The following is a 13141-nucleotide window of genomic DNA, read 5'->3' as shown; positions in this document are numbered from 1 at the left end:
TAGAGGCAGACAGTGGATACATTTATTTCAATCTTCACCGAGTTCGACGTCGCCGGCGCGCTGTGGGTGAACATCAAACTCACGTTCTTCGCGGCCATCGGCGCCACTGTGCTCGGTACCATCCTGGCGATGATGCGCATCTCACCGGTGGCTAGTTTCGCTGCCATCGGCACCTCCTACGTCAACATCATCCGCAACACCCCGTTGACGATCATCATCCTGTTCGGCGTCCTGGCCCTCAACGGCCAGCTCGGCCTGGATCTGGGCGGGGGGTTCCAGCAGAACTTCTTCCGGCTCGCCGTGATGGGGCTGGCCATCTACCACGCGGCCTTCGTTTGCGAATCCATCCGCTCGGGAGTGAACACCGTTCCGCAGGGCCAGGCCGAAGCAGCCCGCGCCATCGGGTTGGCTTTCATGCCCGCGGCCCGCATGATCATCTTGCCGCAGGCCTTCCGTGGGGCCATCGTCCCGTTGGGCAACGTGCTGATCGCCCTGATCAAGAACTCCACCGTCGCCGCCGTGGGCTCCGTCTCCGTCGAAGCCTCGGCGACGATGGGAAACGCCCTCGACGCCCGTGGTGATATCGTCCTGCCCATCTTCCTGGCCTTCGCCGCCGGTTTCGTGATCATCGTGATCCCGGTCGGCCTGCTCACGACCTGGCTCTCCAAGAAACTGGCGGTGTCCCAATGAGTGCTTCCGTACTGTTCGACACGCCCGGGCCCAAGGCGCGGCGGAACATCATCCTCATCAACATCCTGGGTGCCGTGGTCATCGTCGCGGTCTTGTGGTGGACCATTTCCGGTCTCGCGGCCAAGGGCCAGATGGCCCCCGGTAAATGGGATGATTTCCTCGAGGCCAACACCTGGGTGGACTATCTGCTTCCAGGCCTGGCCAACACGCTGAAGGCTGCAGCCCTCGCCATCGTCGGTTCGGTGGTCTTCGGCCTGATCTTCGGCATCGGGCGCCTCTCGAAGAACAAGCTGATCAACGTGTTCTGCTCGATCATCGTCGAGTTCTTCCGCTCCGTGCCCGTGCTGCTGATGATCGTGTTCTTCAACATCTTCTTCTCGCGCAACCTGCAGATCAGCTCCGACAGTGCCATGTGGGCCGTGGTCGCCGCCCTGGTGTTCTACAACGGCTCCGTGGTCGCCGAGCTGATCCGCTCCGGGGTCCGCAACCTGCCCAAGGGCCAGCGTGAAGCCGGCACCGCAATCGGCCTGACCACCGGGCAGTGCCTACGCGCCGTGGAGATCCCGCAGGCGCTGGTGGCCATGCTCCCGGCTTTGATCAGCCAATTCGTGGTGATCCTGAAGGACTCGGCGCTGGGCTACATCATCAGTTTCAACGAACTGCTGTTCTACGGGAGGACCTATTCCTCGCCCAACGGCAACGTGCTCCAGGCCCTGATCGTCGTGGCCGCGGTGTTCATCATCATCAACTTCGCCCTCTCCAAGCTGGCCACGATCGTCTCGCGCCGGCTCTCCAGCCGTGGCGAAACGAAGACCAAGCCGGGTGCCCGGGCACTCGTGGGGGCCCCGGCCGGACTCGACGACGTCGAGCCCGGTGGTGGGGCCGGCGGAAGAAACCAGAACCGCTAGCCCGGCTGCGGGCCGCTCCCGGCTCGTGGTGCTGGACGGCGAACGGCCCCGGACCCCTCCATGGGGGTCCGGGGCCGTTCCTCGTCCACGGGAGCGTAGGATGCGCCCCATCGTCGGATCAGTCGCTCAGCCACCGGTGCAGGGCGGCATGGCAGTCACGGATCGCCTGACCGGTGACATGTTCGTCGTCGGAATGGGCCAGCAACGCATCGCCCGGACCGAAATTCACTGCCGGAATCCCCAATTCGGAGAACCGGGCGACGTCCGTCCAGCCGTACTTCGGCTTCGGTTCGGCACCCACGGTGGCCACGAAGGCCGCCGCGGCAGGATGGTTCAGCCCGGGCCTGGCCCCCGGGGCGCCGTCGGTTCGTTCGATGTCGTAGCCCTGGAGAAGCCCGCGGACCAGGGCTTCGGCCTCGGCAATGCCCTTATCGGGGGCGAAACGGTAGTTGATCTCGACTTCGGCGGCATCGGGAATGACATTTCCCGCAATCCCCCCGGTGATCCTCACGGCATTGAGCGATTCACGGAAGGCCAAACCGTCCACATCCACCGTGGCCGGTTCATAGGCCTGCAGCCGCGTCAAGACATCCGACAGATCGTGGATGGCGTTATGCCCCATCCAGGCGCGTGCCGAATGGGCTGCGGTGCCCCGGGTGCGCAGCAGGAAACGCGTGGTGCCGTTGCAGCCGCCTTCCACCGTGCCGTTCGTTGGTTCCAGCAGGATCGCGAAATCGGCGTCGAGCAGCGCCGGCGAATTTCGCAGTAGGCGGCCCAACCCGGATTTTGAGGCTTCGACCTCCTCATGGTCGTAGAAGATGAAGGTGATGTCCCTATTCGGTTCGACCAGTTGCGCGGCGATGGCCAGTTGCACGGCCACCCCGCCCTTCATGTCGGTGGCGCCACGCCCAAACAGGATGTTCCCGTCCCACTGGGCAGGCACCGTTCCGCGGGAACCGGGGGTCGTGGGCAAGGGGACGGTATCCAGGTGGCCCGCCAACACGATCCGCTCGGGGCGGCCCAGATCGGTGCGGGCGACGATGGAGTCCCCGTCGCGGTGGACACTGAGATGGTCCAGGGCGCGCAGGTAGTCCTCCACGGCGTCGGCGATCTGCTTTTCGTTCCCCGAGACGGACTCGATGTCCATCAGCGCCTGCGTCAGCAAGGCGACGTCGGAGGCATCAGGCAAAGGGGTGCGGGAGGTTGCGGGGGCAGGCACGGCGTTATGTTCACTCACGGATCCAGCCTATAGCCTGTCCTCCCGGCTACGATGGGTGGCATGACTTCTACTACGGCCCAGCCCGGTTCTGCCCTGAACGACTCCGCCGCCCCGGTACGCATTGCCTCCGGATCCGGCCTAGCCACCATCGCCTCCGATGGCACGGTCCTTGATGTCTGGTTCCCCGCCCCCGTCCTGACCGCCCTGGAAAAGGCCCCCCGGCTCTCCGGGGAGCTGGCCGCCGTGGCCACCGACGATGCCGAGCGTGGAACCACGCAGGAGGTCGTGGAACTGGAGATCAACCTCGACGTCGCCCCGGCCGATACCGCCGATGTGTGGTTGCGTCTGCACCTGCTCTCCCACCGGCTGGTCGCACCGAACAGCATCAACCTGGACGGGATCTTCGGTTTCCTGGCCAACGTCGTCTGGACGAACTTCGGCCCGTGCCCGGTGGAGGACTTCGAGAGCATCCGGTTGCGGCTGCGTCGCCGCGGGGCGGTCATCGTGCAGGGCGTGGACAAGTTCCCGCGCATGGTGGACTACGTCCTTCCCGCCGGGGTGCGGATCGCCGACGCCGATCGTGTCCGTCTCGGGGCCCACCTGGCCGAGGAGACCACGGTCATGCATGAGGGCTTCGTGAACTTCAACGCCGGAACCCTGGGATCCTCCATGGTCGAGGGCCGCATTTCCGCCTCCGTGGTGGTCGGCAACGGGTCCGACGTCGGCGGCGGGGCCTCCATCATGGGCACCCTCTCCGGTGGCGGCAAGGAGCGCATCACGATCGGTGAGCGCGTGCTGCTCGGCGCCAACTCAGGTGTCGGGATTTCCATCGGCGATGACTGTGTCGTCGAAGCCGGCCTCTACGTCACCGCCGGCACCCGGGTGCTCCTGGATGGCAAGAACGTCAAGGCCCGCGACCTCTCAGGCGTCCCGAACCTGTTGTTCCGTCGCAACTCCACCAGCGGTGCCGTTGAAGTCCTGGCCCGTGAAGGCCAGAGCGTGGAATTGAATTCCGCGCTCCATGCCAACTGACCTTTCGGACAACGTCTTCTCGTTGTCCACCCGGTCACCGGGGCCCCGTCGGGGCCCCGGGCCCCAGCGCCGTCGCCATCGGGGGCTCCGCGCCTTCATGGCCATCGTGTTGGGTGTCGGGGTGGTCTCCGGAGGCGTCTATGCCGCCTCCCGGTTCCTCGATCACCAAGAAACACTGGTCCGGCCGCATTGCACCGCCGCCGTCGGGCCGGACCAGCACCGGCTCGCTCCGGAGCAGGCAAGCAATGCGGCGCTGATCTCCGCCGTGGCCGTCCGGCGCAACATGCCGGCCCGGGCCGCGACCATCGGCATTGCCACCTCGGTCCAGGAATCAAAACTGCGCAATATCGACTACGGGGACCGGGCGGGCCCCGATTCCCGGGGCTTGTTCCAGCAACGTCCTTCGCAGGGCTGGGGCACCGAAAAAGAGATCATGGACCCGCTCTACGCGACCAACCGGTTCTACCAGGAACTGGAGACCTTCGACTACCGCTCCCTGCCCGTGACCGAAGCCGCGCAGAAGGTCCAACGCAGCGCCTTCCCGGAGGCCTACGCCGCTCACGAACCCGAAGGCAGGGCCTACGCCTCGGCGCTGACCGGGCATTCTCCGGCGGCGTTGAACTGCGTCCTGCGCCGCCCCACCGCAGCAGGGGACGTCGCTGCCACGTCGGCGCAGCTCACCGCGGCATTCGGGGACCTGCCGGTCTCCGCCGGAGCCCACCGACTGACCGTTTCGGCGGCCGATGAACGCGGCTGGGCCGTCGCCCAATGGGCGGTCGCCAATGCCGCAGAACACCAGATCGTTTCGGTGAGCAATTCGGGCTTGTTGTGGAACCGCGCCGAGCACCAATGGGTTCCGGGCACCACAGCAAAATCGCAGGTCGTCATCACCTTCGCCGACGCCGCACCGTAGGCCACCCCGCTCCGGATCAGAGCAGGAAGCGGATCACCGGCTCCAGGAAGCTGCGGTACAAATCGGCGTCCCGCGCCAGATCCTGACTGAGGATGACGGTATCGGGGTCCACGAACCAGGCGCGTGGTTCGCTCAACGGCAGCTCCACCAGCTTCAGTTCCATCGGCTTCGGGCGGCGTTCCAGTTCCATCGCCCGGTCGGTGATCATCTGTTCCAACAGGCCGCGGCGCCCGCTGCCATGGTGCTCGGCACTGACCTCGGTGTACTCGATCATCCGCGCACGGCTCCAACTCAGGGCGGCACCGTAATGGGCCTGCAGGAGTCGCTGCAGGGTCGGGGAATCGGCGAAGCCGGGAAATGCCGGTGGGGAGAACAACCCGTCGTCCTCCGGTCCCTGGACCAGGACGCGGCGCCACCAGTCGTGCCATTCCTGCCGCAGCTCCGCAGCCGGAGGGCCACAGACCTCCGCCGCCGCGGTGGCTTTGACCCGGGGTGCCAGCGGGGCGATGTCGGGCGGGCCGGGGTGTTCTATGCCCGCGAGGTCGCGGAAGTACAAGGCCAGCAGCATCTGCCCATGGCTTTGCGCCGAGACGTGCCATCCGTCCCCACGGTACTCATACATGCCGGTCGTCCTTACTCCGTGAACCCCACTTCCAGAATAGGCCCGTGTCCCGGTTCCCGGAAGCGTCCGGATGAAAAGGCGGCCGCTTCCCCATAGGGAAGCGGCCGCTTTCAAGGATTCTGCAGGGCCGGTCTAGAAGCTCGGGTACTGGCGTTCGCCTTCGCCCACGTACAGCTGGCGGGGGCGTCCGATCTTCAGGCCTGGTTCCTGGATCATTTCTCGCCACTGCGCGATCCAGCCGGGGAGCCGACCGATCGCAAACAGCACGGTGAACATCTTCTCCGGGAAGCCCATCGCCTTGTAGATCAGTCCCGTGTAGAAGTCGACGTTCGGGTAGAGCTTGCGCTCGATGAAGTAGTCGTCCTCCAGGGCCCGCTCCTCCAGGCGCATGGCGATGTCCAGCAGCTCGTCGTTGCCTCCGAGCTTGTTCAGGATGTCGTGGGCGGTGGACTTGATGATCTTCGCGCGCGGGTCGTAGTTCTTGTAGACACGGTGTCCGAAGCCCATAAGGCGGACCCCGTCCTCCTTGTTCTTGACCTTCTCCATGTAGTCCTCGGGCTTGATGCCCTCGGCCTGTATGCCGCGCAGCATCTTCAGCACCGCTTCGTTCGCCCCGCCATGGGCCGGGCCGAAGAGAGCGTTGATGCCCGCCGAGATGGAGGCGAACATGTTGGCGTTGGAGGAGCCGACCAGACGGACGGTGGAAGTCGAGCAGTTCTGCTCGTGGTCGGCGTGCAGGATCAGCAGCTGGTCCAGTGCCTTGACCAGATCGGGGTCCAGGTCGTACGGCTCGGCGGCGATGCCGAAGTTCAGCCGCATGAAGTTCTCCACGAGGTTCATGGAGTTGTCCGGGTAGAGCAGCGCCTGGCCGACCGATTTCTTATGCGCGTAGGCGGCGATGACCGGGACCTTGGCCAGCAGGCGGATGGTGGAGAGTTCGACCTGGTCCTCGTCGAAGGGGTCCAATGAATCCTGGTACCAGGTCGACAGCGCCGATACGGCCGAGGAGAGCACCGGCATCGGGTGGGCGTCCCGCGGGAAGCCACCGAAGAAGCCTTTGAGCTCCTCGTGCAGCATGGTGTGCCGGCGGATCTTCTGGTCGAATTCCTCCAGCTCGCTGGTCGAGGGCAGATTCCCGTAGATCAAGAGGTACGACGTCTCAAGGAAGCTGGACTGCTGGGCGAGCTGCTCGATCGGGTAGCCGCGGTAGCGCAGGATTCCTGCATCGCCGTCGATGTAGGTGATGGCGGACTTGGTGGCCGCCGTATTCATGAAACCGGGGTCATAGGTGACATTCCCGGTGTCCTTCAGGAGCTTGGCGACATCGAAACCGTCGTTACCCTCGGAGGAAGCCACCACCGGGAGTTCGAGGTCATGTCCGGCAAACGCCAAGCGAGCGGAATTGTTATCCGTCATGGTTTCTCCTTAACCGGAGTACAAAGTTGTACAAACAAGCAGTAATCAGGTCTCACGGTACCGCTCCGCAGGCACCGGAAACTAATCAGGTGGGGCCTGGACCGCGCCCACCGCGGCGGTGAGTCGGTTTGAGGCAGCGAGGACCCGCTCATCGCTGGCCGTTAGTGCGATCCGCACGTACCCGTGGCCCGCTTCGCCGTAGAACGTTCCCGGCCCGGCGACGATCCCCAGATCCGCCAGCCGGCCGATCGTGATCCAGGTGTCCTCCCCCGCAGTGGCCCACAGGTAGAGTCCGGCCTCGGAGTGGTCGATCCGCAGGCCGAACGCCTCCAGGGCGGGAACCAGGAGTTGCCTGCGGTGGCGGTAGCGTTCCTTCTGCGCAGCCACATGCCCCTCGTCCCCCAGAGCCACCCGCATGGCCTCCTGGACCGGGTACGGAACGATCATTCCGGCGTGCTTTCGGGAGTTGATCAGATGGGGCATGAGCTCGGGGGCCCCGGCGACGAAGGCCGCCCGGTAGCCGGCGAGGTTCGATTGCTTGGACAACGAATACACCGACAGCAACCCGTGGTGGTCACCGCCGCTGACCCGGTCGTCGAGGACCCCCGGGGTGCCGGGTCCGTCCCAGTCGCCCCACCCCAGCTCCGCATAGCATTCGTCGGAGGCCACGACGGCGCCGAGGGCGCGGGCCTGGGCCACCAGTGCGGCCAGGGACTCGACGTCACGCACGATCCCCGTGGGGTTTCCCGGTGAATTCACCCATACGAGCTTCACCCGCGAACGGACCTCGGGGTCCAGGCTTTCGAGGTCGTCGGAGGCGACGGCCTCCGCACCTGCCAACCGGGCGCCGATGTCATAGGTCGGATAGGCCACGGACGGACGGACGACGACGTCGCCTGCTCCCAGCCCCAACAACAACGGCAGCCACGCCACCAGTTCCTTGGAGCCGACCGTGGGCATGATGTTCTCCGGGTCCAGCCCGGTGGTGTTCCGGCGCCTGGCGTACCAATCGGCGATCGCCTGGCGTAGTCCGGCCGTTCCATGGGTGGTCGGATAGCCCGGGGCGTCGGCGGCAGCCGCCAATGCCTGCTGGATCAGCCCGGGGGTGGGATCCACCGGCGTGCCGATGGAGAGGTTCACGACCCCTTCGGGGTGCTGACGCGCCCGCTCCTGGTAGGGGGCCAGCGAGTCCCACGGGTAATCGGGGAGGATCAGCACGGCTTCAGATGCCGGGTTGCGGGGGCAGCGCGGCGATGATCGGGTGGTCGGTGTGCGTGTTGCCGACCTTGGCGGCCCCGCCCGGGGACCCCAGCTCGTCGAAGAATTCGACATTGGCCTTGTAGTATTCGGCCCATTCATCCGGGGTGTCGTCCTCGTAATAAATCGCCTCGACAGGACATACCGGTTCACAGGCGCCACAGTCCACGCACTCATCCGGGTGGATGTAGAGGGAACGTTCCCCCTCGTAGATGCAATCGACGGGACATTCCTCAACGCAGGCTTTGTCCTTCACGTCTACACACGGCTGAGCGATGATGTAGGTCACGGTACCTAGGGCCTTCCTTTGCTGTTCGCCTCGACTCCGCGGGGCGTCCGAGGACGCCACCGGCCTCCAGCTTAGTCCCCTTGGCCCCCCGGACCGAAGGGCCCGCCCGGATTCGCTACTACGATGGGACCATGACCGCCGATTTCTTCGACTCGCTGCCCCCCGGCGAACGCATCGTCATCAGGTACCGGATCGGCGGCCGGATCCCCCCGTCGCACGGGTCCCGGGACGCCCCCGAAGTGCCGGACGGACCGCAACACAGCGATTCGATCGGCCACTTCGTCTCACTGGCGGAGGGTCGGGTGACCGTGCAGACCCGGACCGGACCGGTCACCGTGGACCACAGCGCAATCACCCATGCCAAACGGGTTCCGCCCGCACCACCGCGTCGCGGCGGCACCCGGCGCTAGAGCCCGCCGTCGTGCTCCTCCTCATCAGGCAACTGGCGCATCCGCGGTAGCGGGGAGAGCAGCAGCGGCACGGTGGCCAGGGCGCTGCCAACGACCCCGATCCACAGGGCCGTGGAAATGCCGAGCATTTCACCGAAGAGCCCGGCCAGCAGCGAGGCGACCGGCATGATGCCCCAGACGATGAACCGGATGGACGCGTTCATGCGCCCGAGCAACCGCGGAGGGCAGATCTTCTGGCGCATGCTGACCTGGATGATGTTGTAGACCAGCACGCCGGCGGTCAGGACGAACATCGAGCAGGCCAGGATCGCGAACGACGGGCGCAGACCCCCGGCGAGGATGGACAGCGGGAATCCCGACATGCCCACGGCGGTCAGCAGCGTGCCGACCACGAGCGACGGCCCCTCCCCCACCTTGGCGGCCACCCAGGGCGTCAGGGAGGCCGCCAGGAGCCCGCCGACGGCACCTGCCGAGTAGATCAGGCCGAGCTCGACCGTGTTCAGGCTCAACGTGCGCAGCACCAGGATCGGCAGGAGCGTGAAGATGATGGTGCTGAAGAAGTTCATGATGCCGGTGGTCGCGGCGATCGGACCGATCAGCCGGTGCCCGACCACATAGCCGAGCCCCTCCTTGATTTCGGTAACCAACCGCGCATCGGGCCGGCGTACCGCGGGACGTTCATCGTCGCGGACCCGCCACAGGCATAGTGCCGAGACCAGATACCCGATGGCCTGGCCGACGAAGAGCAGCGGTGCGGTCAACACCGCCAGCAGCGCACCCCCGGCGGCCGGACCGGCCAACCGGGAGATCTGCCCGCTGATCTCCAATTTGGCGTTGGCCTCGGAGATCTGTTCACGATGGACCAAGGCCGGGATATAGGACTGGTAGGAGACGTCGAAGAAGACGTTGGCCACCCCGATGATCGCGGCAATGATCCACAGATGCCAGATATGCAGCAACCCGGGGTACCAGAGCAGCGGGATGGCCAGCATGGCGGCGGCCCGGACCACGTCGGCACGGATCATGATCCGGCGCTTGAAGAACCGGTCGACCCACGCCCCCACGGGGAGACCGACCACCAGGAAGGCTGCGGTGTTCGCCGCGTTCAGGACGCCGACTTCCCACTCCGAGGCCTGCAGCAGCGTGACGGCAAGCACCGGCATGGCCACCGTGCCGAGTTGGGCGCCAAACTGGCTCAGTGTCTGGCCGAGCCAGAACACCAGGAAGTTCCCGTCCCGACGCAAGGGCGTCCGAGGCGGTGGCGAAGGATGGATGTTGGACGGTTCGGCCACCCCACTGGCCTGCTGGTTACCGTCCGGAGCCGAATGAGACTGGGGCCCAGGAGAGGTCATGAAAACCTTGCTATGTGATTTGATGATGTCAATCAGTGCAGTTGTTTATCGTATGCTGAACATATGGCATCAGATGACGAGCTGCAAGCACGGGCGAGGGCATTGAGCTCCCCGATCCGCCTGAGGATCCTGCGTTTATGTCTGCACAAATCCCGGACGAACAAGGAAATAGCCGATCTGCTGGAGATCAATCCGGCGACGTCGTTGCATCATGTGCGGACCTTGATGGGGACCGGATTCCTGGAGTCCGAGGAGCCGCGCCGGGGTAAACGCGGGGCGAAGGAAGTGCCGTATCGCAGCACCCGCATGTCCTGGGGCACGAAGCTGCCCGACGCGGCCCCCGTGCTGCTGGAGACGTTTCTCCAGGAGATCAACGGTCTGGCTCCCGACGAGATCCAGGTGATGCGGGTGGGGCTGAAATTGACCGAGGCGGATCAGCGCGAGCTGCTCTCACGCATCAAGGACGTCATCTCCGACTATGCCTTGCGCCCTTCCGACGACGAGGGCGTGGCGACGTCGCTCTTCGTTGCCCACCATCTGGACCAGACGGCCAACTGATTTCGGCGTCGGCGTCCGGCCCAATACGGCGGAGCCGTCAGCGGCGACGGGTGCGCAGGCCACCGGCGGTGACGAGCAGTGCGACCACGGTGGAGACGACGATCCCGTAGGTCCACAGGGCTGCGGCCAGGGCCGGACCGGGCAACGTGTCGTGGCTGGACCACCCGATCAACAGGTGGTTATGGGTATCCAGGGCGGTCCAGGCGACCAGCCCATAGGTGATCAGCCCACAGAGCCCTGCGACCCAGACCTTCTCGACATACAGTCCGGCCACCGTGGCGAAGCTGCCCGCCAACAGGAGCGCCAATACGGCACCCCATGGCAGGGGCGTATCCCCCAGGTAGTGGATCTGGCCCTGGAGGAGCGTGCCGAAGACAGCGGCCAGCACCCCCGTCACGATGGCGACGAGGGTGCCGGTGATCACCGGGGTGAGCCGGCGGGTCCGTTGATCAGGCGCGGGCACGTGAGCGGGAGGCCTTACCGCGCTCGCTGGAGTTGAGGATGACCTTGCGGATGCGGATGGCTTCCGGGGTGACCTCGACGCACTCGTCTTCGCGGGCGAACTCGAGCGATTCCTCCAACGTGAGGTGACGCGGCGGGGTGAGGTTCTCGAAGGAGTCCGAGGACGCGGCACGCATGTTGGTGAGCTTCTTCTCCTTCGTGATGTTCACCTCCATGTCATCGGCGCGCGAGTTCTCCCCGACGACCATGCCTTCATAAACCTCGGAAGTCGGCTGGACGAAGAACGAGCCACGCTCCTGCAGGTTGATCATGGCGAACGGGGTGACCGTTCCGGAGCGGTCGGCGATCATCGAGCCGTTGTTGCGGTATTCGATGTCACCGGTCCAGGCCTCGTAGCCGTCGGCCATGGAGGAGGCGATGCCGGCACCGCGGGTATCGGTCATGAACCGCGTGCGGAAGCCGATCAGGCCACGGGCGGGGACGGTGAATTCCAGCCGGACCCAGCCGGTTCCGTGGTTGGCCATGTTGATCATGCGCCCCTTGCGGCCTGCCAGCAGCTGGGTCACGTTGCCCAGGTACTCCTCGGGGACGTCGATGGTCATCAGTTCCATCGGCTCGTGGATCTTGCCATCCACGGTGCGGGTGACGACCTGCGGCTTGCCGACGGTCAGCTCGAAGCCTTCGCGGCGCATCTGCTCCACCAGGATGGCCAGGGCGAGTTCGCCACGGCCCTGGACCTCCCAGGAGTCGGGACGCTCGGTCGGCAGGACCTTCAACGAGACGTTGCCGATCAGTTCCTTGTCGAGGCGGTCCTTGACCTGGCGGGCGGTGACCTTGGCCCCCTTGACCTTTCCGGCCAGCGGCGAGGTGTTGATGCCGATGGTCATGGAGATCGCGGGGTCGTCGATGGTGATCAACGGAAGCGGCTTGGGGTTCTCCACGTCGGTGAGCGTCTCACCGATCATGATGTCTTCGATCCCGGCAACTGCGACGATCTCGCCCGGTCCGGCTTCCTCGGCCGCCACGCGGCCCAGGCCCTTGGTGGCCAGCAGTTCGGTGATCTTCACGGTCTTCAGCTGGCCGTCCTGGCGTGCCCAGGCAACATGGTCGCCCTTGCGCAGGGTGCCGTTGAACACGCGCATCAGGGCCAGGCGACCCAGGAACGGCGAGGCGTCCAGGTTGGTGACGTGGGCCTGGAGGACTTCACCGGGGGTGTAGGTCGGGGCCGGGACGTGCTCCATGATGGTGGAGAACAGCGGCTCGAGGTCTTCGCTGTCCGGCAGCGATCCGTCTTCTGGCTGGATCGTCGAGGCACGGCCGGCCTTGCCCGAGGCGTAGACGACGGGCACGTTCAACACCGAGTCCAGGTCCAGATCCGGGACTTCCTCGGCCAGGTCGGAGGCCAGCCCCAACAACAGGTCCATGGAGTCGGAGACCACACCGTCGATCCGCGCGTCGGGACGGTCGGTCTTGTTCACGACCAGGATGACCGGAAGCTTGGCCGTCAGGGCCTTGCGCAGCACGAACCGAGTCTGGGGCAGCGGCCCTTCCGAGGCATCCACGAGCAGGACGACGCCATCGACCATGGACAGTCCGCGCTCGACCTCGCCACCGAAGTCAGCGTGGCCGGGGGTGTCGATGACGTTGATGGTGACGTCATGGCCCTTGGCCGACGGGCCGGAGTAGAACACGGTGGTGTTCTTGGCCAGGATGGTGATGCCCTTCTCGCGCTCGAGTTCGCCGGAGTCCATCACACGATCCGTGGTGTCGCCATGCGAGGAGAAAGCGCCGGTCTGCGACAACATGGCATCGACCATGGTCGTCTTTCCATGGTCGACGTGGGCGACGATGGCGACGTTGCGAAGATCCTCGCGAGTAGCGCTAGTGGTTCCCGGGGAAAGATCTGACATGCGTAAAGGCTCGCTTCAAGTTGATGTTTTTTGGGTCGAAGACGTGGGGCCACGGCTGACCCAAGAGACCAGTCTAGACCTTCATGAAAAGTTGCCGCGACCG

At 65.5% G+C, this 13141-nt stretch carries 14 protein-coding genes; 6 read left to right on the top strand and 8 right to left on the bottom strand.

Going from position 1 to position 13141, the window contains the following annotated elements; genetic code table 11:
- Positions 1–12: 12 nt before the first annotated feature.
- Both ACT3S2_RS05820 and ACT3S2_RS05815 read left to right on the top strand, forming a co-directional pair.
- Positions 13–690 (top strand): amino acid ABC transporter permease, encoded by a 678-nt coding sequence (locus ACT3S2_RS05820; RefSeq protein ID WP_444555286.1) that lies wholly within the window; start codon positions 13–15, stop codon positions 688–690.
- Positions 687–1598, top strand: coding sequence for an amino acid ABC transporter permease (locus ACT3S2_RS05815; RefSeq protein ID WP_444555285.1), 912 nt, complete (start codon positions 687–689; stop codon positions 1596–1598). Before ACT3S2_RS05820 ends, ACT3S2_RS05815 begins: the two co-directional genes overlap by 4 nt.
- A gap of 118 nt (positions 1599–1716) precedes the next feature.
- Here ACT3S2_RS05815 and dapE read toward each other — a convergent pair whose 3' ends face one another.
- Positions 1717–2835: a succinyl-diaminopimelate desuccinylase gene (gene dapE, locus ACT3S2_RS05810; RefSeq protein ID WP_444555284.1), complete on the bottom strand. Its 1119-nt coding sequence runs from the start codon at positions 2833–2835 to the stop codon at positions 1717–1719.
- 42 nt (positions 2836–2877) lie between these two features.
- Here dapE and dapD point away from each other — a divergent pair, with 42 nt between their 5' ends.
- Together dapD and ACT3S2_RS05800 are read left to right on the top strand one after the other, a co-directional pair.
- The gene (gene dapD, locus ACT3S2_RS05805; RefSeq protein WP_444555283.1) at positions 2878–3849 is read left to right on the top strand and encodes a 2,3,4,5-tetrahydropyridine-2,6-dicarboxylate N-succinyltransferase; all 972 of its coding nucleotides are present in this window, start codon (positions 2878–2880) and stop codon (positions 3847–3849) included.
- A 97-nt stretch (positions 3850–3946) separates the two neighbouring features.
- Positions 3947–4762: a hypothetical protein gene (locus tag ACT3S2_RS05800; protein WP_444555313.1), complete on the top strand. Its 816-nt coding sequence runs from the start codon at positions 3947–3949 to the stop codon at positions 4760–4762.
- Between the two features lie 16 nt (positions 4763–4778).
- Here ACT3S2_RS05800 and ACT3S2_RS05795 read toward each other — a convergent pair whose 3' ends face one another.
- From ACT3S2_RS05795 to fdxA, 4 genes are all read right to left on the bottom strand, one after another.
- A complete protein-coding gene (locus ACT3S2_RS05795; RefSeq protein WP_444555282.1) occupies positions 4779–5384 on the bottom strand; it encodes a hypothetical protein in 606 nt (201 codons plus the stop codon).
- A 132-nt stretch (positions 5385–5516) separates the two neighbouring features.
- Positions 5517–6800, bottom strand: a complete 1284-nt coding sequence (locus tag ACT3S2_RS05790) for a citrate synthase (protein ID WP_444555281.1) — start codon at positions 6798–6800, stop codon at positions 5517–5519.
- Between the two features lie 81 nt (positions 6801–6881).
- Positions 6882–8018 carry a succinyldiaminopimelate transaminase gene (dapC, locus tag ACT3S2_RS05785; protein WP_444555280.1) on the bottom strand — a complete coding sequence of 379 codons (1137 nt, stop codon included), beginning with the start codon at positions 8016–8018 and terminating at the stop codon, positions 6882–6884.
- A 4-nt stretch (positions 8019–8022) separates the two neighbouring features.
- Positions 8023–8346, bottom strand: a complete 324-nt coding sequence (fdxA, locus tag ACT3S2_RS05780; RefSeq protein ID WP_444555279.1) for a ferredoxin — start codon at positions 8344–8346, stop codon at positions 8023–8025.
- A 131-nt stretch (positions 8347–8477) separates the two neighbouring features.
- Here fdxA and ACT3S2_RS05775 point away from each other — a divergent pair, with 131 nt between their 5' ends.
- On the top strand, positions 8478–8756 hold the full coding sequence (locus tag ACT3S2_RS05775) for a hypothetical protein (protein ID WP_444555278.1): 279 nt from the start codon (positions 8478–8480) through the stop codon (positions 8754–8756).
- Here ACT3S2_RS05775 and ACT3S2_RS05770 read toward each other — a convergent pair.
- Complete coding sequence (locus ACT3S2_RS05770; RefSeq protein ID WP_444555277.1) at positions 8753–10108, bottom strand: MFS transporter; 1356 nt, start codon at positions 10106–10108, stop codon at positions 8753–8755. The two genes, ACT3S2_RS05775 and ACT3S2_RS05770, sit on opposite strands and share 4 nt — an antisense overlap.
- A 63-nt stretch (positions 10109–10171) precedes the next feature.
- Here ACT3S2_RS05770 and ACT3S2_RS05765 point away from each other — a divergent pair, with 63 nt between their 5' ends.
- On the top strand, positions 10172–10666 hold the full coding sequence (locus tag ACT3S2_RS05765; RefSeq protein ID WP_444555276.1) for an ArsR/SmtB family transcription factor: 495 nt from the start codon (positions 10172–10174) through the stop codon (positions 10664–10666).
- A 37-nt stretch (positions 10667–10703) separates the two neighbouring features.
- Here ACT3S2_RS05765 and ACT3S2_RS05760 read toward each other — a convergent pair whose 3' ends face one another.
- Both ACT3S2_RS05760 and typA read right to left on the bottom strand, forming a co-directional pair.
- A complete protein-coding gene (locus ACT3S2_RS05760; RefSeq protein WP_444555275.1) occupies positions 10704–11129 on the bottom strand; it encodes a hypothetical protein in 426 nt (141 codons plus the stop codon).
- Positions 11116–13038, bottom strand: a complete 1923-nt coding sequence (typA, locus tag ACT3S2_RS05755; RefSeq protein ID WP_444555274.1) for a translational GTPase TypA — start codon at positions 13036–13038, stop codon at positions 11116–11118. The genes ACT3S2_RS05760 and typA overlap by 14 nt, the downstream gene beginning before the upstream one ends.
- Positions 13039–13141: the final 103 nt, after the last annotated feature.

It is taken from the genome of Arthrobacter sp. AOP36-A1-22, from assembly GCF_052377615.1.
GTDB lineage: Bacteria > Actinomycetota > Actinomycetes > Actinomycetales > Micrococcaceae > Arthrobacter_H.
The sequence above is the reverse complement of the archived record's forward strand: the minus strand, read 5'-3'. Positions and strand labels throughout refer to the sequence as shown.